Source organism: Streptomyces sp. NPDC048484, from assembly GCF_040651415.1.
Classification (GTDB): domain Bacteria; phylum Actinomycetota; class Actinomycetes; order Streptomycetales; family Streptomycetaceae; genus Streptomyces.
Genome location: NZ_JBEZJY010000004.1, coordinates 11818 through 31177, shown reverse-complemented (window position 1 = coordinate 31177; position 19360 = coordinate 11818). Strand labels below are relative to the sequence as shown.

At 70.5% G+C, this 19360-nt stretch carries 15 protein-coding genes; 5 read left to right on the top strand and 10 right to left on the bottom strand.

Annotation, left to right across the window (positions count from 1 at the left end; translation table 11 throughout):
* Nucleotides 1-86: 86 nt before the first annotated feature.
* Entirely contained in the window at nucleotides 87-1829 is a 1743-nt protein-coding gene (gene lysS / locus AB0D14_RS04845; protein ID WP_362774742.1) for a lysine--tRNA ligase, read from the bottom strand.
* A gap of 315 nt (nucleotides 1830-2144) precedes the next feature.
* Between lysS and argS the strand changes: the two genes are divergently transcribed.
* From argS to AB0D14_RS04830, 3 genes are all read left to right on the top strand, one after another.
* Nucleotides 2145-3926, top strand: coding sequence for an arginine--tRNA ligase (gene argS / locus AB0D14_RS04840; RefSeq protein WP_362775349.1), 1782 nt, complete (start codon nucleotides 2145-2147; stop codon nucleotides 3924-3926).
* Between the two features lie 240 nt (nucleotides 3927-4166).
* Nucleotides 4167-5093 (top strand): aminoglycoside phosphotransferase family protein, encoded by a 927-nt coding sequence (locus tag AB0D14_RS04835; RefSeq protein WP_362774739.1) that lies wholly within the window; start codon nucleotides 4167-4169, stop codon nucleotides 5091-5093.
* Nucleotides 5094-5161: 68 nt separating this feature from the next.
* Nucleotides 5162-5959: a DUF4253 domain-containing protein gene (locus AB0D14_RS04830; protein ID WP_362774737.1), complete on the top strand. Its 798-nt coding sequence runs from the start codon at nucleotides 5162-5164 to the stop codon at nucleotides 5957-5959.
* A gap of 18 nt (nucleotides 5960-5977) precedes the next feature.
* On the opposite strand, the gene AB0D14_RS04825 is transcribed toward AB0D14_RS04830, so the two are convergent.
* Nucleotides 5978-6880 carry an SAM-dependent methyltransferase gene (locus tag AB0D14_RS04825; RefSeq protein WP_362774735.1) on the bottom strand — a complete coding sequence of 301 codons (903 nt, stop codon included), beginning with the start codon at nucleotides 6878-6880 and terminating at the stop codon, nucleotides 5978-5980.
* 154 nt (nucleotides 6881-7034) lie between these two features.
* Nucleotides 7035-8351, bottom strand: coding sequence for a helix-turn-helix transcriptional regulator (locus AB0D14_RS04820; RefSeq protein ID WP_362774733.1), 1317 nt, complete (start codon nucleotides 8349-8351; stop codon nucleotides 7035-7037).
* A 215-nt stretch (nucleotides 8352-8566) separates the two neighbouring features.
* Between AB0D14_RS04820 and AB0D14_RS04815 the strand changes: the two genes are divergently transcribed.
* Nucleotides 8567-9325, top strand: a complete 759-nt coding sequence (locus tag AB0D14_RS04815) for a DUF4232 domain-containing protein (protein WP_362774730.1) — start codon at nucleotides 8567-8569, stop codon at nucleotides 9323-9325.
* A 214-nt stretch (nucleotides 9326-9539) separates the two neighbouring features.
* Here AB0D14_RS04815 and hemB read toward each other — a convergent pair whose 3' ends face one another.
* The 3 genes from hemB to AB0D14_RS04800 form a co-directional block, all read right to left on the bottom strand.
* Nucleotides 9540-10532 (bottom strand): porphobilinogen synthase, encoded by a 993-nt coding sequence (gene hemB, locus AB0D14_RS04810; RefSeq protein WP_362774727.1) that lies wholly within the window; start codon nucleotides 10530-10532, stop codon nucleotides 9540-9542.
* An 86-nt stretch (nucleotides 10533-10618) separates the two neighbouring features.
* Nucleotides 10619-11710, bottom strand: a complete 1092-nt coding sequence (locus AB0D14_RS04805; RefSeq protein WP_362774724.1) for a HAMP domain-containing sensor histidine kinase — start codon at nucleotides 11708-11710, stop codon at nucleotides 10619-10621.
* A complete protein-coding gene (locus tag AB0D14_RS04800; RefSeq protein ID WP_362774722.1) occupies nucleotides 11703-12398 on the bottom strand; it encodes a response regulator transcription factor in 696 nt (231 codons plus the stop codon). Before AB0D14_RS04800 ends, AB0D14_RS04805 begins: the two co-directional genes overlap by 8 nt.
* Nucleotides 12399-12508: 110 nt before the next feature.
* On the opposite strand from AB0D14_RS04800, the gene AB0D14_RS04795 reads away from it, so the two are divergent.
* The gene (locus AB0D14_RS04795; protein ID WP_362775348.1) at nucleotides 12509-13648 is read left to right on the top strand and encodes an endonuclease/exonuclease/phosphatase family protein; all 1140 of its coding nucleotides are present in this window, start codon (nucleotides 12509-12511) and stop codon (nucleotides 13646-13648) included.
* Between the two features lie 136 nt (nucleotides 13649-13784).
* Here AB0D14_RS04795 and AB0D14_RS04790 read toward each other — a convergent pair whose 3' ends face one another.
* The 4 genes from AB0D14_RS04790 to AB0D14_RS04775 are packed head-to-tail and all read right to left on the bottom strand — an operon-like array spanning nucleotide 13785 to nucleotide 19127.
* Entirely contained in the window at nucleotides 13785-15473 is a 1689-nt protein-coding gene (locus AB0D14_RS04790; RefSeq protein WP_362774719.1) for a uroporphyrinogen-III synthase, read from the bottom strand.
* The gene (gene hemC / locus AB0D14_RS04785) at nucleotides 15470-16441 is read right to left on the bottom strand and encodes a hydroxymethylbilane synthase (RefSeq protein WP_362774717.1); all 972 of its coding nucleotides are present in this window, start codon (nucleotides 16439-16441) and stop codon (nucleotides 15470-15472) included. The genes AB0D14_RS04790 and hemC overlap by 4 nt, the downstream gene beginning before the upstream one ends.
* Entirely contained in the window at nucleotides 16438-18357 is a 1920-nt protein-coding gene (locus AB0D14_RS04780; protein ID WP_362774715.1) for a glutamyl-tRNA reductase, read from the bottom strand. Before AB0D14_RS04780 ends, hemC begins: the two co-directional genes overlap by 4 nt.
* Nucleotides 18354-19127 (bottom strand): redox-sensing transcriptional repressor Rex, encoded by a 774-nt coding sequence (locus AB0D14_RS04775; RefSeq protein WP_362774714.1) that lies wholly within the window; start codon nucleotides 19125-19127, stop codon nucleotides 18354-18356. The genes AB0D14_RS04780 and AB0D14_RS04775 overlap by 4 nt, the downstream gene beginning before the upstream one ends.
* Nucleotides 19128-19360 lie beyond the last annotated feature (233 nt).

Sequence of the window (19360 nt, the reverse complement as noted above, 5' to 3'; positions counted from 1 at the left end):
GTGCGTACGTGAGAGGGGGCGCCCGGAGATCTCCGGGCGCCCCCTCTCACGTACAAGCTGGTAAGTACTGCCGACCGTGCCGCGGCCTACGCCCCCAGCAGCTTCCTCACCCGCTCCTGGCCCACGGCGAGGAGCAGGGTGGGCAGGCGCGGGCCGGTGTCACGGCCCACCAGCAGGTGGTAGAGCAGCGCGAAGAAGGTGCGCTGGGCGACCTTGATCTCCGCCGGGAGTTCCTTGGGGCCGGCGTCGGCGGAGAAGCCGGCCTGGACCTTCGGAACGCCGTAGACGAGGTGGGTGAGCCCGTCCAGCGACCAGTGCGTGTCGAGGCCGTCGAGCAGCAGCCGCAGTGACGCGCGGCCCTGGTCGTCGAGGGACTTGATGAGCTCGGTGTCGGCCTCGTCCCGGACGACGGTCCGCTGGTCGGCGGGGACCTGGGTGTTGATCCAGGCCTCTGCCTTGTCGAGCCGCGGCCGGACGTCGTCGAGCGACGCGAGCGGGTCGGCGGGGTCGAGCTCGCTGAGGATGCGCAGGGTCTGGTCCTCGGCGCCCGCGGTGATGTCGGCGACGGAGGCGAGGGTGCGGTAGGCCATGGTGCGGGGCGTCCTCGGGAGTTCGCCCGCGGCGGTGCCGACGGCGCGCGCGTGGGCGGCGACGTCCCCCGGGAGGGCGGACCCGTCGGTGACCTTCCCCTCCAGCTTGTCCCACTCGTCGTAGAGCCGCTGGATCTCCTGGTCGAAGGCGATCTTGAACGACTGGTTGGGCCTGCGGCGGGCGTAGAGCCAGCGCAGGAGCTGCGGCTCCATGATCTTCAGCGCGTCGCCGGGGGTGGGGACGCCGCCCTTGGAGGACGACATCTTCGCCATCCCGGAGATCCCCACGAAGGCGTACATGGGCCCGATGGGCTGCTTGCCGCCGAAAACGCTCCCGACGATCTGTCCGCCGACCTGGAAACTGGACCCGGGCGACGAGTGGTCGACCCCGCTGGGCTCGAAGACGACGCCCTCGTAGGCCCAGCGCATCGGCCAGTCGACCTTCCAGACCAGCTTGCCGTGGTTGAACTCGCTGAGCCGGACGGTCTCCGAGAAGGCGCACTCGGTACAGGTGTACGTCAGCTCGGTGGTGTCGTCGTCATAGGCCGTGACGGTGGTGAAGTCCTTGCCGCAGTCCCCGCAGTAGGGCTTGTACGGGAAGTATCCGGCGGAGCCGGTGCCGTCGTCCTCGGCGGCCGCGCCGGACCCCTCGGCGGCCTCCAGCTCGGCCTCGTCGACGGGCTTCTGACCCTGCTTCTTCGCGGGCGCCTTCTTGGTCCGGTGCTGGTCGAGGATCGCGTCGATGTCACCGCGGTGCTTCATCGCGTGCAGGATCTGCTCGCGGTAGGCGCCCGAGGTGTACTGCTCGGTCTGGCTGATCCCGTCGAACTCGACGCCCATCTCCGCGAGCGCGTCGACCATGGCGGCCTTGAAGTGCTCGGCCCAGTTCGGGTAAGGGGAGCCCTCCGGGGCGGGTACGGAGGTCAGGGGCCTGCCGATGTGCTCGGCCCATGACGTGTCGGTCCCGGGGACACCGTTCGGAACCTTGCGGTAGCGGTCGTAGTCGTCCCACGAGATCAGGTGCCTGACCTCGTGTCCGCGGCGCCGGACCTCGTCGGCGACGAGGTGCGGGGTCATGACCTCACGCAGGTTGCCCAGGTGGATGGGACCGGAGGGGGACAGTCCGGACGCGACGACAACGGGTTTTCCCGGGGCTCGGCGCTCCGACTCCTCGATGACCTCATCCGCGAAACGGGAGACCCAGTCGGTGGTCTCGGTGCTCTGAGCCACGATCGGCACGTCCTTCTTTCCTCAGGAGTCGTCATAGGCCGGCGGTACGGTCGCGCGGCTGACCGCCCCATTCTCCCAGCTCTGCCCGCATCCACGAAAACGGCTTTTCACCGCGCCCGAACCTCCGGTCCTCGAACGCCGGGCGGGCGGGGTATGTCAGCCCGTCCGGCGTTTGAGGACGAGCGCGTTCAGCGCGATTGCGGGGTCTGGGGGCGCAGCCCCCAGGTACGGGACGGGCAGGGGCGGCGGGGCGAAAACCCCTTTACCCCCCGTGGGATAGTGGGGGGACCCACCCGTACCCACCAGGAGAACGGCACCCACTCCATGGCCTCGGTCACGTCCCTCACCGCCCACGTCCACCAGCGCCTGTCGGACGCGCTCACGGCAGCCCTGCCGGAGAGCGCGGCCACGGACCCGCTGCTGCGACGCAGCGACCGGGCGGACTTCCAGGCCAACGGGATCCTCGCCCTGGCGAAGAAGGCGAAGGCCAATCCCCGGGACCTCGCGACGCAGGTCGTCGACCGGGTCGTCAAGGGTGACCTGATCCAGGACATCGAGGTCTCGGGGCCCGGCTTCCTGAACATCACGATCACGGACCGGGCGATCATCCAGACCCTCGCGGCCCGCGCCACGGACCCGGCGGACCGTCTCGGCGTGCCGTTCACCGAGCACCCGGGCACCACGGTCGTCGACTACGCCCAGCCGAACGTGGCGAAGGAGATGCACGTAGGCCACCTCCGCTCCGCGGTGATCGGTGACGCGGTCACGCAGATCCTGGAGTTCGTCGGCGAGACCGTCGTCAGGCGGCACCACATCGGCGACTGGGGCACCCAGTTCGGCATGCTCATCCAGTACCTGGACGAACACCCGCACGAACTGGACCGCGAAGCCCCCGAGGGCACTGTGGAGACGGGCGAGGAGGCGATGTCGAACCTCGGCCGCCTCTACAAGGCGGCGCGCACGCACTTCGACTCCGACGACGAGTTCAAGACGCGGGCCCGCCGCAGGGTGGTCGACCTGCAGGCGGGCGACCCGCACACCCTCGCCACCTGGCAGCGGTTCGTGGACGAGTCGAAGATCTACTTCTTCTCGGTCTTCGAGAAGCTGGACATGGAGATCCAGGACGCGGACATCGTCGGTGAGTCGGCCTACAACGACATGCTGGACGAGACATGCCGCCTCCTGGAGGAGTCGGGCGTGGCGGTCCGCTCGGAGGGCGCCCTGTGCGTGTTCTTCGACGACGTCAAGGGCCCGGACGGCAATCCGGTCCCGCTGATCGTGAAGAAGTCGGACGGCGGCTACGGCTACGCGGCCACCGACCTCTCCGCGATCCGGAACCGGGTCTTCGACCTGAAGGCGAACACGGTCCTGTACGTGGTCGACGCCCGCCAGTCCCTGCACTTCAAGATGGTCTTCGAGACGGCGCGCAGGGCGGGCTGGCTGAACGAGGAGACAAAGGCGCAGCAGCTGGCCTTCGGCACGGTCCTCGGCAAGGACGGCAAGCCGTTCAAGACCCGTGAGGGCGAGACGGTCCGGCTGGTGGACCTCCTGGACGAGGCGATCGACCGTGCCACGGCGGTGGTCCGCGAGAAGGCCGAGAAGGTGGGCCTGACCGAGGAGGAGATCGTCGAGAACGGCCGGTTCGTCGGGGTCGGCGCCGTGAAGTACGCGGACCTCTCCACGTCCGCCGTCCGGGACTACAAGTTCGACCTGGACCAGATGGTGTCGTTGAACGGCGACACGAGCGTGTACCTCCAGTACGCGTACGCCCGTATCCAGTCGATCCTCCGCAAGGCCGGGGACGCGCATCCGCTGGCCCACCCGGAGCTGGCGCTGGCTCCGGCGGAGCGTGCGCTGGGACTGCACCTGGACCAGTTCGGCGAGCTGCTGCTGGACGTGGCCGCGGGGTACGAGCCGCACAAACTGGCCTCGTACCTGTACCAGTTGGCGTCGCACCTGACCACGTTCTACGACCAGTGCCAGGTGCTGAGCGACGCGAACCCGAAGGAGGTCGTCGAGAACCGGCTGTTCCTCGTCGACCTGACGGCCCGCACCCTTCACCAGGGCATGGCGCTGCTCGGCATCAGGACTCCCGACCGCCTCTGAAGTCGTACCACTCAACAGCCCTTCACCTGTTCGGGTGAAGGGCTGTTGAGTGCCCGCATGTCACAGCGCTGGCCAAAGGTTGAGGTCTTGGAGCGCGCCCCGCATGATGCGATGCTGCGGGGCCGCCCGCCCCGACTCCGGGGAGGGCCACGAGCCCTGTTGGACCGCACGCTGGGAGCGCAATGAGCACCGCACTGCCCTTCTCCTTCCCTCCAGCCGCCCGGAGGGTGTCCGCCAGTCATGCTGCCACTCGTTGAGACCGGCGAAGAGCTGGACGAGGTCGTCCGGGACGAGGCCCTGCTGCGGCCGGCCGTCGCGGATCTGTGCGAGCGCCTCAACCTGGTCCCGAAGCCGATGGTCCGTTACATCGAGGGCTCGCTCCCGGTGTACTCCATCGGCGCCGCGCACGTGCTGAAGCTGTTCCCCGCCTTCGAGAAGCTCGACGCGAAGCGCGAGGAGCGGGTGCTCAGTCATGTGTACGGCAAGCTGCCGGTGCCGACACCGCAGTTGTACTCGGCGGGCGCGTACAAGAACGGCTGGTCCTTCGTCCTGATGTCCCGGCTGCCCGGCGAGGGCCTCGCGGAGGTGTGGCCGCGGATTCCGGCGGCGGAGCAGGACCGTATCGTCACGGAGGCCGGTGAGACGCTCGCGGCGCTGCACGCGCTGAGTCCCGCGCCGCTCGCGGGCTGCGTCGGGCCGCCCGACTGGGGCCTGTTCGTCGACTCGCAGCGCGCGAACGCGGTGGAACAGCAGCGCGAGTCCGGACTGTCCAAGGCGTGGCTCGACCAGATTCCGTGGTTCCTGAGTTCGGTACCGCTGGCCGCCCCGGCGCGACGGGTGCTGCTGCACACCGAGTTCATGCGTCAGCATCTGACCGTGGACCCGGACGGCTGGCGGCTGACGGGCCTGTTCGACTTCGAGCCCGCGATGGTCGGCGACCCGGCCTACGACTTCGTGAGCGTCGGCCTGTTCGTCTCGTGCGGACAGCCCCGGCTGCTGAAGCGGTTCTACGAGGCGTACGGGCGCCCGCCGTTCGACCCGCACACGCTCATGGCGTACACGCTGCTGCACGTCTACAGCAACCTGCGCTCGTATCTGAGCATGCTGCCCAAGCCGCCGGAGCCGACGCTGGACTCACTCGCGCAGACCTGGTTCGGCACCGACTGACGGGGGCCGGCCGGGGGTGTCGGCGGCCTCGGGAGCCGTTGTCAGTGGCGGGCAATAAAGTCACGTGCATGGCGACTCTTCCGAACCAGCTGCCGATGCTCGCGGCCGATCCGACCGGCCGCCCACTCGGTCTCGACCTCCCGCCCGGAGCCCTGCTCGACACGACGGTCGAGGGCCCCTGGGGCGAGCCGCTGCTGTGGCGCGCCGACGCCCCGGCGGCACCGGGCGACTGGCTGCGTCTGGCACCGGCACGCCACACGGCAGGCCTGTATCCGGTCCTGGTCGCCGGGAGCGAGGCCGGCGACCCCCACCCGGACAAGTGGGAGCTGGACCCCGACCTCGCCTCCTACCCGGGTGACCACGACGCCGACGAGGTGCTCGCGGAGCTCTGGGAGGAGTACGCGGCCGAAGCGGAGGACACCGACTGGCCGGGCCTCGCCGCGGCGGGCACGCCGGACGCCGATCCGGACGCGCGGGCGGCCGAGGTGACGGACGCCCTCGTCGGCGGCGCGAGTCCGCTGAAGGAGGCACGGATCGCGCTCGTCCCGGCCCGCCGCAGCGCGGACATCCCGGCGGCCCTCGGCTGGTGCGGGCCGCTCAACCTCACGGACGACGTGGCGCTGCTGTGCGCTGTCCTGCGTTCCCGGGAGGACCGCTTCGGCATACGGGTCGTGGCGCTCACCTTCGACCGGTTGGTCGTCTCCGTCGCGGCCCCGCCCCGGACCCTGGCCGAGGCGGAGGCGATAGCCGCCGAGCACCACGCGTTCTGCCCGGACGGCATCACGCGGAGCGGCCACGCCTCCCTGCGGACGTACGCCGAGCGCGAAGTGCTCGGCGTACGCTCCTGGTCGTTCTGGTGGGACTGACCGGGGATCGGGGCGGGGTCAGGGCTTGCGGCCCGTGACCGCGTACACGTTGATGTCCGCGTCCGTCACGTCGTTGATGTCGCGGTAGCGGACCTTCTCTATGTCGTCGAGGCCGTCGAGGTAGCCCGCCTCGGGCTGCTCGGGCACGGGCGCCGCGTTGTCGGGCCGCCAGTGGTGGGCGGGGACCACGCCGGGCTCGTCGACCTCCAGCCCGTTCTCGGTGAGGAACCGCTCGACCTCCGCCTTCGTACGCAGCACGAAGGTGAAGCCCCGCTCGGTGTACGTCCGCTGGACCGCGCGGACGTTCTCGGGGTTGAGATCCTCGGTGAGATGGCTGAGCACGAGCCGACTGCCCGAGGGCAGCGCGCCGATCAGCTCGCGGACGATCGGGTAGGCCCGCTCGTCCTCGACGAAGTGCAGGATCGCCACCAGCGCCAGGGCGATCGGCTGGTCGAAGTCCAGGGTCTTCGCGGCGGCTTCGAGAATCTGGGCCGGGTTCTCCAGGTCGGCGTCGATGTAGTCGGTACGGCCCTCGGGCCCGCTGTTGAGCAGGGCGCGCGCGTGGGCGAGGACGACCGGGTCGTTGTCGACGTACACGACACGGGAGTCGGGGGCGATGCGCTGGGCGATCTGGTGCACGTTCTCCTGGGTCGGCAGCCCGGTGCCGATGTCCAGGTACTGCAGGATGCCCTCCTCGCCGGTCAGCGTGTTCACGGCCCGGCGCAGGAAGTCGCGGTTGTGCCGGACGTCGAGGTAGCCGCGCGGGTTGGCGCTGAGCGCGGCGGCTGCCGCGCTCCGGTCCACCGGGTAGTTGTCCTTGCCCCCGAGAAAGACGTCATAGACACGAGCCGGGTGTGCCTTGGTGGTGTCGATCCTCCTTCTCAGCTCGGCGGGGTCCTGGCTGAGAGCATCACCGGGCATAGAGCCTCTCCCTGGAGAGTCGCATGAGTCGCGTCAGTCAACGGGCAACAACCTAGCTCCCACGGTGACTTGGCAGGGCCCTGACTCCGATATCCGGGCAGTGGATCATGAAATCCGGGTTTTGCGGGGCCCCGGCCCGGGAACAGACAGACGCTCAGCCAGGGACATTGGGCTCGTATTCGTTCCGCCCCCAGGAGGAGTCACCGGGCGGGCAGTCGTACGCGGGCCGCCCCGCGTTGCCGCTCGTCCGGAACGGTTTGCCGTTGTCGTTGAGCCGTACCATGCCCTTCTTGTCCCCGCTCGACCACTCCAGCTCCAGGTACCAGCTCACGTTGTGCGCCCGGGCGTCCGCGAAGATGTAGAAGACCTCGGGGTCGGTCTCGCTCACCTTGTACGGGAAGTCGCGCTGCCCGGCCTTGGGGGAGGTCGCGGGCCGCCCGTCGTCGAGGTTCACACCGAACGCCGAAGTCTGCACACCGCCGCCGCAGCCGACGCCCATCGTGAAGTCGTTCCAGGCGAGCGGCGCGCTCTTCTCCACCACCCGCACATGCAGTGCCTCCAGGACGACGGTGGCCTTCCCGGTGCCCTGGACGGTCAGCGCGAGCATCTGCTGCCGGGCGGCGACCCCGCCGAGCGCGGAGACCCAGCCGCGCGCGTCGGGCTCACCCGGCGGCGGGGGCACCTGCTCGGGCTTGCGGTCGACGAGATAGTGCTGGCTGCACGGGTCCTCCCACTTGTACGGGTTGACGGCGACAGTGGGCGCGGTGGCGCCGTCCGCGACCGCGCTGTCCGCCGCCGGCCCGGCCCCGCCGCCACTTCGGGAGGTGGAGGGGGAGGCGGAGGCGGACTCCGGGGAGCTCCCGGAGCGCGAGGCCGACGGTGAGGCCGATCTGCCCTTCGCGTCGGCGGATTCACCGGCCCCCGGACCGCCGTCGGCGGACTCGGCGGCCCCGGCGGCTCCGACGGCCTGCTTGCGGCCCTCGTCGTCGCCTCCGCCCGGCACGAGATTCACCACGAGCGCCGCCGACACGACGGCGGCGGCCACGGCGGCGCCGGCGAGAGCGACGGTCCGCCGCCGCCGTGTGACCGGCGCATCCGGAGAGGCCGCAGCCGCCGGACCGGCCGACGAGACCGCACCCTCCGCCTCCGAACCGGCCGGGGCCTGAACCTCGGATGCGGTCGAAGTACCGGAAACGGTCGAAGTACCGGAAACGGTCGCGGTCGGCTTCTGCTTTCGCCGCGCATCCGCGAGGATCCACCGCCGGTGCAGCTCCACCAGTTCCTCGGGCGTCGCCCTGCACACCCGCGCGAACCGCTCCACGGGCGCGTAGTCCGTCGGCACGGCATCCCCGTTGAGGTACCGGTGCAGCGTGGACGCACTCGTGTGGAGCCGTTTCGCGAGCACCCCGTAGCTGAGCCCGGATCGCTCCTTCAGCTGCCCCAACAGCTCCGTGAAATCGTCCCGCGCCACCGTTCCCACCTCTCTTCACGTCCCGGACCCGCATTCCAGGGGTAGGTCGTTCCCCCAGGTCAAAGCGGTTACAGCCATTCCAGCGTCCCGGAAACCCCGGCAGCTGTGGCGGCCGGGACGGATCACCGCACAAGCTTGGGCCATCCAAGCACGCCGCTCCCGGCACCGGTCGAGCGGTTCGTGCCACCACCCGTACCGCAACAGGGGGATCACTCATGTCCGCACGTACCACCCGCACTCGTCTGCTCGCCGCCGCCGCACTCACGGTCGCCACACTGTCCCTGACGGCGTGCGGCGGCGGAGACGGTGTCCGCGACGAGGGCGCGTCGTCCGGCTCGTCCGTGTCGTCCTCGTCCAAGGGGAACGAGGAAGCGTCCACGGGCAAGGGCCAGGCCGACACCGTGGGTTCGGATTCCAAGGACGGCGAGGGAGACAAGGGCACGCAGGACACCGCGGCTCCGAGCGGCACATCGGGCTCCACGGGCACCTCGGGATCCGGGAGCTCGTCAGGCTCCTCGGGCGCCAAGAGCTCCAAGGGTTCCTCGGGCTCGAAGGACTCGCTCCCCGGACTCAACCCCTGCGCCACCGTCCGTACGACCGCCACCGAGGTCTCCCGCCCCCTCAACCACATCCTCCTCACCGTCACCAACACGGGCTCGAAGAACTGCCACCTGCCCAACTACCCGGCCGTCCGGTTCGGCGGCGCCCAGTCGGTGCCGCCGGTCTTCGAGGAGTCCCAGCCGCAGGCGGTGGTCACACTGGCCCCGGGCGAGTCCGGCTACGCGGGCGTGCTCCTCTCGGCCGCGGACGGCAGCGGCTCCAACGGCTACACGGCCAAGTCGCTGACGGTCTACCTCAGCACGGACTCGAAGACGGCCGTCAAGCCGTCGCTCCCCTCGAAGGGCGTGTACGTGGACGACTCGATCCGCGTCTCGTACTGGCAGGCCTCGATGGACGACGCCCTCGCCTGGTGACACCGGCAGGCCGCCTTACGCACCACAAGGTAGGCACCTGACCAAATAGTGGGTACTTGTGACGAGTTGAGCCCCCGACCAGCATGGTCGTCATGGCACCCCACAACTCGTCACCTACTCCTGTCACCGTCCTCGGCCTGGGCCTGATGGGCACGGCACTCGCGACCGCCGCCCTGAAGGCCGGCCGCTACGCTTCCGCGGGCGCCCTCAACGCTCAACGCAGCTTCTGCGCCACCTCGGTCGCCCAGTACGTCAGGATGTTGCGCGCACCGGCCCGCTTGATGCCGGTCAGCGTCTCCAGGATCGCCCTGTCACGGTCGATCCAGCCCTTCTCGGCGGCGGCCTCGATCATCGAGTACTCCCCGGAGATCTGGTACGCGGCGACGGGCACGTCCACCGAATCCGCGACGCGCGCCAGGATGTCGAGGTAGGGACCGGCGGGCTTCACCATGACCATGTCGGCGCCCTCTTCGAGGTCGAGCGCCAGCTCCCGCAGCGACTCCCGCACATTCGCCGGGTCCTGCTGATACGTCTTCCGGTCGCCCTTGAGCGAGGAGGCGACGGCCTCCCGGAAGGGCCCGTAGAAAGCGGACGAGTACTTGGCGGTGTAGGCGAGAATGGCGACGTCCGTATGCCCGGTCCGGTCCAGGGCAGCGCGGACGACACCGATCTGGCCGTCCATCATCCCGCTGGGCGCCACCACATGGGCCCCCGCGTCGGCCTGCACCCGAGCCATCTCGGCGTACCGCTCCAGGGTCGCGTCGTTGTCGACACGCCCTTGCGCGTCCAGCACACCGCAGTGCCCGTGATCGGTGGTCTCGTCGAGACACAGGTCGGACATCACCAGCAGCTCGTCCCCGACCTCGGCCCGCACGTCGCGGAGGGCGACCTGCAGGATCCCCTCGGGGTCGGTACCGGCCGTTCCGGCCGCGTCCTTGTTGGCTTCCTCCGGCACACCGAAGAGCATGATCCCGGAGACGCCGGCCTCCACCGCCTCCAGCGCGGCCTTCTTGAGGCTGTCCCGGGTGTGCTGCACGACGCCCGGCATCGCCGCGATCGGCACCGGCTCCGTGACGCCCTCGCGCACGAAGGCCGGAAGGATGAAGTCAGCGGGATGCAGCCGCGTCTCGGCGACCATGCGCCGCATCGCGGGCGTGGTACGCAAACGCCTCGGCCGCGTACCGGGAAAGGATCCGTACGTCGTCATACCACCCACGCTACGCCCGGCCCACCCGTGCCTTTGCCGACGCGGAGTCGGCCTCCGCCCGGCCCTGCGCGATGTGCCCCGATCCTTCACCTGTCGGTGTGCGGAGACACCGCGGGCAGCTCCACGGTGATGCGGATACCGGCGCCGGAGCGCGGGGTGAGGGTGAGGGTTCCGCCGTGTGCCTGGGTGATGCTTCTGACGATGGACAGGCCGAGGCCGACGCCCGCGTGGTCGGTGTGGATGCGCTCGGTGCCGCGCTGGAAGGGTTCGGTGAGTGTCGAGACCCGCTGTGGGGTGAGCTTCTCGCCGGTGTTCTCGACCGTGAGCACCACCGTCGTGGGGCGGACGCTGGTGTTCACCCACACGGTGCCCTGTTCGGGCAGGTTGTGGACGATGGCGTTGTGCACGAGGTTCATGGTCAGCTGCAGCAGGAGCGCTTGCGATCCGACCGTGGGGGTGATGTCGCCGCCGGTCTCGATGGTGACGCCATGCTTCTCCGCGAGGGGGAGGAGCGTTTCGGTGGCTTCTTCCGCCAGGAGGGACAGGTCGACGTCTTCCCGGACGAAGGACCGCTGGTTGGCGCGGCTGAGCAGGAGCAGTGCTTCGGTGAGGTCGATCGCCCGGTTGTTGACGAAGTGGAGGCGGTCGACGAGTTCGCCGGTGTCGCGGCTGGGATCCTTGCGGGCCACGTCGAGGAGTGTCTTCGTGATCGCCAGTGGGGTGCGCAGTTCGTGGGAGGCGTTGGCCGCGAATCTCTGCTGTTCGGCGTCGTGTGCTTCGAGCCGCGTGAGCATCGTGTCGAAGGCGTCAGCGAGTTCGCGGAACTCGTCCCCCCGGCCTTCCAACTGGATCCGGTGGGAGAGCGAGCCGTTCGTGGCCAGCCGGGTGGCATGGGTGATGCGGGTCAGGGGCGCGAGCATGCTGCCGGCGAGGATCCAGCCTCCCAGAAGGCCGAAGACCAGCAGGAACACCATCATGATGGCCGCCTTCGGGGCGAAGGCCGCCAACAGGTCGGAGCGGTCGGGCATGGCCATCGGCGAGGGATGGAGCTCCTCGGGTACGTAACGCAGCAGGAACACCCACACAACGGAGAGCAGCAGGGCACCCGCAAGCATCAGGAACCCCGCGTAGCTGAGGGTGAGCTTGAGGCGGACACTCACACCAGGGGCTCTAGCCACGGTCTCCTCCCTCACGTCCGGTGCCGGGTGCTGTGTCGATGCGGTAGCCGACGCCGGCCACGGTGGCGATGATCCAGGGTTCGCCGAGCCGTTTGCGCAGGGCCGAGACGGTGATGCGCACGGCGTTGGTGAACGGGTCGGCGTTCTCGTCCCACGCCCGCTCCAGCAGCTCCTCGGCGCTGACGACACCGCCTTCGGCGGCGACCAGGACGTCGAGCACGGCGAACTGCTTCCGGGTCAGCGGGACATAGCGGCCGTCCCGGTGGACCTCTCTGCGGAACGGGTCGAGGCGCAGACCGGCGATCTCTCGCACGGGAGGCCTGTGGTGGGCACGTCTGCGGTCGAGTGCTCTGAGCCTGAGCGCGAGTTCTCGCAGCTCGAAGGGTTTCGTGAGGTAGTCGTCGGCGCCGAGTCCGAACCCGGAGGCCTTGTCGTCGAGACGGTCGGCGGCGGTGAGCATGAGGATCGGCATGCCGCTGCCGGAGGCGACGATGTGTTTGGCGATCTCGTCACCGGAAGGTCCGGGGACGTCACGGTCGAGGACTGCGATGTCGTAGGCGTTGACACTCAGCAGTGCCAGAGCGGTGTCGCCGTCCCCCGCGATGTCGGCCGCGATCGCTTCCAGGCGCAGGCCGTCGCGGATGGCCTCCGCCATATAGGGCTCGTCCTCGACAATCAGCACACGCATCCTCAGAGGCTACGAGCCGGCGCATATCGCCGGTATATCGAAAACCGCATACGGGCCGGCAACACCACACTGCCTTGACTGGCGGTATGACTCGGATCCCACGACAGACGATGACGCAGGTGGACACGGCGAGGACCGGACAGGACGGCGCCGGCCGCCGGGACACCGGCTCCGGCACAGGCACCGGACCCGGCTCTGGCTCCGGCTCCGGCACCGGCACCCGGTACGCGACCGTCCGCCGGGCGATCCTTCGGGCGATCCGCGGCGGCTTCCGGCCGGACCCGTGGAAGCGCGGCCCGGTGCTCGCGGCGCTGGCGCTGCTACTGGGGCTGCTCATGCTGTTGCACGCGAAGATCCCTAACCGGATCGGGAACCTCGGCAGCCTGGTGGAGACCTTCCTGCCGTGGTTCGGCCTGTTCGTCCCGGTGCTGCTGGCCGGCGCGCTGTGGCGCCGCTCCGCCTCCGCGGTGGCCGCGCTGCTGCTGCCCGTCGTGGTGTGGCTGAACCTCTTCGGCGGGCTGCTCGGCGACAAGTCCCACGCAGGCGGTGACCTCACCGTGGTCGGCCACAACGTCAGCGCCGACAACCCCGACCCGGCCGGCGCCGCACGCGACCTGGCCGCCTCCGGGGCGGACGTGCTGGCGCTGCTGGAGCTGACCCAGCAGGCCCGGGGCACGTACGAGAAGGGGCTGGCGAAGGCGTACCCGTACCACTCGGTGCAGGGCACGGTCGGGGTGTGGAGCAAGCTGCCGCTGTCGGAGACCCGGACGGTCGACGTCGCGATGCAGGGCATGGCCGGGCCGCTCGCGGAGAACCTGTCCGCCGAGGCCAGGGCGGCCACGCCCCGGGCGCTGCGCACCACGGTGGCCACGGACCACGGGCCGCTCGCGGTGTACGTGGCCCACCTGGGGTCCGTGCGCGTGAATCCGAGGGCGGGCTTCTCGACGGGCCGGCGGGACGCCGGCGCGCAGGCGCTCGGCAAGGCCGTGGCCGCCGAGCGGAACAAGCGCGTGGTGCTGCTCGGCGACCTGAACGGCACCGTGGACGACCGCGCGTTCGCCGGCCTCACCTCGCAGCTGCGCTCGGTCCAGGACGCGGCCGGGGACGGCTTCGGCTTCAGCTGGCCGGCGGGGTTCCCGGTGGCGCGGATCGACCAAATCCTGGTCAGGGGCGTGGAGCCGGAGAGTTCGTGGGTGCTGCCGGCCACCGGCAGCGACCATCTGCCGGTGGCGGCCGGGATCAGCTGGTGAACACCCTTGAGCCGAGCCTCAAGAACCGCGGCAGGCGAAAGCACGCGGGGCGCACTCGTCGAGTACGCCCCGCGATCACCTCAGGCTCGGCCTCAGGTTCCGCCTCTGATTCCGCGATTCCGCCTCGGATCCCGCCTCAGGTCGTCGACCGTCGCCGCCGCGATCCCGGTCGCCGCTCGCTCGGCCGAGTCACCGGATCCCCGGCCTCAAGGGCGGACGCCCTCCGCCGCAGCCCGAACTCCGCCAGCGCCTCGGCCAGCCGGTGCACGGACGGCTCGGGCGACATGACGTCGACCCGCAGCCCGTGCTCCTCGGCCGTCTTGGCCGTGGCCGGACCGATACAGGCGATCACGGTCACGTTGTGCGGCTTCCCTGCGATACCCACCAGGTTCCGCACGGTGGAGGACGACGTGAAGAGCACGGCGTCGAAGCCGCCGCCCTTGATCGCCTCACGGGTGTCCGCCGGTGGCGGCGAGGCCCGTACGGTCCGGTAGGCCGTGACGTCGTCGACCTCCCAGCCCAGCTCGATCAGCCCGGCGACCAACGTCTCCGTGGCGATGTCGGCACGCGGCAGGAACACCCGGTCGATCGGGTCGAAGACCGGATCGTACGGCGGCCAGTCCTCCAGCAGACCCGCGGCCGACTGCTCGCCGCTGGGCACCAGATCCGGCTTCACCCCGAAGGCCACCAGCGCCTTGGCGGTCTGCTCGCCCACAGCGGCGACCTTGATACCGGCGAAGGCCCGGGCATCGAGCCCGTACTCCTCGAACTTCTCCCGCACCGCCTTGACGGCGTTCACCGACGTGAAGGCGATCCACTCGTACCGGCCCGTCACCAGGCCCTTGACCGCCCGCTCCATCTGCTGGGGCGTGCGCGGCGGTTCGACGGCGATCGTCGGCACCTCGTGCGGCACGGCCCCGTACGACCGCAGTTGGTCGGAGAGCGACGCCGCCTGCTCCTTCGTACGCGGCACGAGAACCTTCCAGCCGAACAGCGGCTTGGACTCGAACCACGACAGCTGGTCGCGCTGAGCGGCGGAGGAACGCTCACCGACCACGGCTATCACCGGCCTGCCGCCCTCGGGCGAGGGCAGCACCTTGGCCTGCTTCAGCGTCTGCGCGATGGTGCCGAGCGTCGCGCACCAGGTGCGCTGACGGGTCGTCGTACCGGCGACGGTCACGGTCACCGGGGTGTCGGGCTTGCGGCCGGCGGCGACGAGCTCGCCCGCGGCCGCCCCGACGGAGTCCAGGGTCGTCGAGACGACCACGGTTCCGTCGGACGCGCCGACCTCGGTCCAGCAGCGCGCGGGCGCCGTACGGGCGTCGACGAACCGCACGTCCGTGCCCTCGGCGTCCCGCAGCGGCACACCCGCGTACGCGGGCACACCGACAGCGGCGGCGATACCGGGAACGACCTCGAAAGGCACCCCCGCCGCGACGCAGGCGAGCATCTCGCCGGCGGCGTACGCGTCGAGCCCGGGGTCACCCGAGACCGCACGGACGACCCGCCTGCCGCCCCGTGCGGCCTCCATGACAATATTGGCCGCGTCCTTCGACGCGGGGGCGCCAGAGGTGGTTGACGCGCCGTCAACTACCTTCAGCTGAGGCGTTTCCGGGCTCGGGCCCGTATTGGTGTCGAGCACGGTGACGTTTCGTCTGGCGTGCGTGCGGACGACGTCGAGCACTTCGGGTTCGGCGACCAGGACATCCGCGTTCCCCAGCGCCTCCACGGCGCGCAGAGTCAGCAGTCCCGGATCCCCGGGTCCGGCACCGAGGAAGGTGACGTGCCCGTGTTCGAGGCCGATGGGAAGGGTGGTGGGGCTCAATGTGCTCGCTCCCCCATCAGACCGGCCGCGCCCTTGGCAAGCATCTCGGCAGCGAGTTCACGGCCGAGCGCCATTGCTTGGTCATGTGTCTCGGGCACGGGACCGGTGGTGGACAACTGCACCAGCGTCGAGCCGTCGGTCGTGCCGACGACGCCGCGCAGGCGCATTTCCTTGACAATCTGCCCGTCGGCCAGAAGGTCGGCGAAGGCACCCACGGGTGCGCTGCAGCCGGCCTCCAGGGCGGCGAGCAGGGACCGCTCGGCGGTCACGGCGGCCCGGGTGAACGGGTCGTCGAGCTCGGCGAGCGCAGCGATCAGGTCAGTGTCGTGCGGGGTGTGCCCCGCCCTGCACTCGATCGCGAGGGCCCCCTGTCCGGGGGCGGGCAAAATTGTGTCGACCGACAGGAAGTCGGTCACTTCGTCGGTCCGTCCGACGCGGTGCAGTCCGGCGGCGGCGAGTACGACGCCGTCCAGTTCACCGTTGCGCACGAACCCGATCCGGGTGTCGATGTTCCCGCGGATCGGAACGGTCTCGATCGTCAGCCCGTGGTCGCGCGCGTACGCGTTCAGCTGGGCCATGCGACGCGGCGAGCCGGTACCGATCCTCGCCCCGTTCGGCAGCCGGGCGAACGTCAGGCCGTCCCGTGCGATCAGCACGTCACGGGCGTCCGCGCGGACGGGTACGGCGGCCAGCGCCAGCTCGTCGGGCTGCCCGGTCGGCAGGTCCTTGAGCGAGTGCACGGCGAAGTCGACCTCGCCGCGCAGCAGCGCGTCCCGCAGGGCGGTCACGAAGACGCCCGTGCCGCCGATCTGTGCGAGGTGTTCGCGGGACGTGTCCCCGTAGGTCGTGATCTCCACGAGCTCGACGGACCGTCCGGTCACCTGGCTCACGGCGTCCGCCACCTGCCTGGACTGGGCCAGGGCGAGTCTGCTCCGCCTGGTCCCGAGCCTCAGTGCCTGCTCAGTCATGCTGGCCCTCGGTTTTCGGCGCTCTCGAAGTTGTTGCTGTCGAAGGTGTGTTCTTCGAAGGACGTGCCGTCGAAGGTCGTGCTGCCGACGGTGTTGTCGGTGTCATCGGCCCGCGAGACGGCGGCGACCGTCTCCTGGTCCAGGTCGAACAGGGTCCGCAGCGCGTCCGCGTATCCGGCACCGCCGGGCTCGGCGGCCAGCTGCTTGACCCGTACGGTCGGCGCGTGGAGCAGCTTGTCCACGACGCGTCGCACGGTCTGGGTGATCTCGCCGCGCTGCTTCTCGTCGAGGCCGGGCAGCCGTCCGTCGAGCCGGGCGATCTCGCCGGCGACGACGTCGGCCGCCATCGTCCGCAGCGCCACGACGGTCGGAGTGATGTGCGCGGCCCGCAGGGCGGCACCGAAGGCGGCGACCTCGTCGGAGACGATCCGCCGCACCTGGTCCACGTCGGCGGCCATGGGCCCCGCGGATGGAATCCGCTGGTCGGACGCAGTGGCGGACGCCTCGGCGAGGGACTCGATGTCCACCAGCCGCACCCCGGGCAGCCGGTGCGCGGCCGCGTCGATGTCACGGGGCATGGCGAGGTCGAGCAGCGAGAGCACGGGCGTGGGCCTGGGCACCTCGGCGACGGGCTCGGGCCGGCGCCGCTCGGGCACCCGTCCCATGGTGGCCGCGGCGGCGGCGAGAGCGGCGATGGCCTCGGTCTCGGAGGCGGGGTCGAGCACCGCGACGAAGCCGGCCGACCCCTCGGACCCGGTGGCCGAGCCCCTGGCCGACGCGCCCTTGTCCACCCAGGCGGCGTGCTGCTCCAGTTCGGCCGCGGCCATTCCGGCCACGGCGGCCTCGCCCAGCACGGAGAACCCGGCGGTGCCCTGCACGGTGGAGAGGTCGAGGGGGCAGTTGTCCTCGGTGCCGACGCTGGTGGGCGGCAGGCCGTCCCGTACGGCGGACGCGCCCGTACGGCCGGAGCCGGCGCCCGTCACCGGGCGCGCGCCGTTGCGGGCGGCCGACGGCGGCGGAGCCGTACGGCCCTCCATCGCCATCGCGACGACCTCGGCCGTGAGGACGAGACCGGTCGCACCGGTACACGACACGACGACGTCGGCACGTGTCAGTTCGCCCGCCACCGCGTCGATCGGCACCGCACGGGCCAGCACGTCCGTGCCGCCCTCGCCTGCGGCGCCGGCCTGCTCGTCCGAACGGTCGGAACCCTGCCCGTACTGCTCCGCGAGCAGCGCGACGAGTCGCTCGGCCCGGTCGAACGTCCGGTTGGCGACGACCACTTCGGCCACTCCGGCGCGCGCGAGCGTGGCCGCGGCCAGCGAGGACATCGAGCCCGCGCCGATCACGAGAACCCGCTTGTCCCTTGCCCAGACGTCGACCGTCGTGCCGTCGGCGAACTGCTCCAGGCCGAAGGTCACCAGGGACTGCCCGGCCCGGTCGATGCCGGTCTCCGAGTGGGCGCGCTTGCCGACCCGCAGCGCCTGCTGGAAGAGGTCGTTCAGCAGCCGGCCCGCGGTGTGCAGCTCCTGCGAGGTGGCGAGCGCGTCCTTGATCTGGCCGAGGACCTGCCCCTCGCCGACCACCATCGAGTCCAGCCCGCACGCCACGGAGAAGAGATGGTGGACGGCCCGGTCCTCGTAGTGCACGTACAGATGGGGGGTGAGCTCGTCCAGTCCGACCCCGCTGTGCCGCGCGAGCAGCGTGGAGAGCTCGGCGACACCGGCGTGGAACTTGTCCACGTCGGCGTACAGCTCGATCCGGTTGCAGGTGGCGAGCACCGCGGCCTCGGTGGCCGGTTCTGCGGCGACCGTGTCCTGGAGCAGCTTGATCTGGGCGTCCGCGGACAGCGCGGCCCGCTCCAGGACGCTGACCGGAGCACTGCGGTGGCTCAGCCCGACGACGAGGAGACTCATGCCGGCATCACGGCGGGGACGTCCCCGTCGGGCCCTTTCCCGGCCTCCTTGGCCGCCGCGGCGGCGGCCTCGGCCTCAAGTACGGCGTCGGCCTGCGCCTCGGCCTCCTCGCCGGCCTTGCGCTGCTCGTGGAAGGCGAGGATCTGCAGCTCGATGGAGAGGTCGACCTTGCGTACGTCGACGCCGTCCGGCACGGACAGCACGGTCGGCGCGAAGTTCAGGATGGAGGTCACACCGGCGGCGACGAGCCGCTCGCAGACCTGCTGGGCGGCGCCGGCGGGGGTCGCGATGACACCGATCGACACGCCGTTGTCGTCGATGATCTTTTCCAGCTCGTCGGTGTGCTGCACGGGGATCCCGGCGACGGGCTTCCCGGCCATCTCGGGATCGGCGTCGATCAGCGCCGCGACCCGGAACCCGCGTGAGGCGAACCCGCCGTAGTTGGCCAGGGCGGCACCGAGGTTGCCTATACCGACGATCACTACCGGCCAGTCCTGGGTCAGGCCCAGCTCGCGGGAGATCTGGTAGACGAGGTACTCGACGTCGTAGCCGACACCGCGCGTCCCGTACGACCCGAGGTACGAGAAGTCCTTGCGCAGCTTGGCGGAGTTGACCCCCGCCGCGGCCGCGAGTTCCTCGGAGGAGACCGTGGGTACCGAGCGCTCCGACAGAGCGGTGAGGGCTCGGAGATACAGGGGAAGCCTGGCGACGGTGGCCTCGGGAATCCCTCGGCTGCGAGTCGCCGTTCGGTGAGTTCGGCCAGTTGCCACGGTGCTCCTGCGGGTAGCGCGGGGCTGCAGGCGGTCACACGTTCCTGGACCGCCCCGTCGAATGCAGGCTATGTCTTTGTGAACGCGTGCACAAAGATGGTGTCCGATTTGCCCGGGCAACGTGACCGGGGTCACGCGCCCCCGGCGCACCCGTACGGAACCGGCGCTCACGCACCCTCGTTCCTCACCTGGTGGGGACAAAGCCGCACACTCTCCTCTACGATCCCGCCCCC

What these genes read in the sequence shown, in the direction of transcription:
- argS (WP_362775349.1), top strand. Translation starts at nt 2,145, where the DNA reads ATGGCCTCGGTCACGTCCCTCACCGCCCACGTCCACCAGCGCCTGTCG.
- AB0D14_RS04835 (WP_362774739.1), top strand. Translation starts at nt 4,167, where the DNA reads ATGCTGCCACTCGTTGAGACCGGCGAAGAGCTGGACGAGGTCGTCCGG.
- AB0D14_RS04830 (WP_362774737.1), top strand. Translation starts at nt 5,162, where the DNA reads ATGGCGACTCTTCCGAACCAGCTGCCGATGCTCGCGGCCGATCCGACC.
- AB0D14_RS04825 (WP_362774735.1), bottom strand. Translation starts at nt 6,880, where the DNA reads ATGCCCGGTGATGCTCTCAGCCAGGACCCCGCCGAGCTGAGAAGGAGG.
- AB0D14_RS04815 (WP_362774730.1), top strand. Translation starts at nt 8,567, where the DNA reads ATGTCCGCACGTACCACCCGCACTCGTCTGCTCGCCGCCGCCGCACTC.
- hemB (WP_362774727.1), bottom strand. Translation starts at nt 10,532, where the DNA reads ATGACGACGTACGGATCCTTTCCCGGTACGCGGCCGAGGCGTTTGCGT.
- AB0D14_RS04800 (WP_362774722.1), bottom strand. Translation starts at nt 12,398, where the DNA reads ATGCGTGTGCTGATTGTCGAGGACGAGCCCTATATGGCGGAGGCCATC.
- AB0D14_RS04795 (WP_362775348.1), top strand. Translation starts at nt 12,509, where the DNA reads ATGACGCAGGTGGACACGGCGAGGACCGGACAGGACGGCGCCGGCCGC.
- hemC (WP_362774717.1), bottom strand. Translation starts at nt 16,441, where the DNA reads ATGACTGAGCAGGCACTGAGGCTCGGGACCAGGCGGAGCAGACTCGCC.
- AB0D14_RS04780 (WP_362774715.1), bottom strand. Translation starts at nt 18,357, where the DNA reads ATGAGTCTCCTCGTCGTCGGGCTGAGCCACCGCAGTGCTCCGGTCAGC.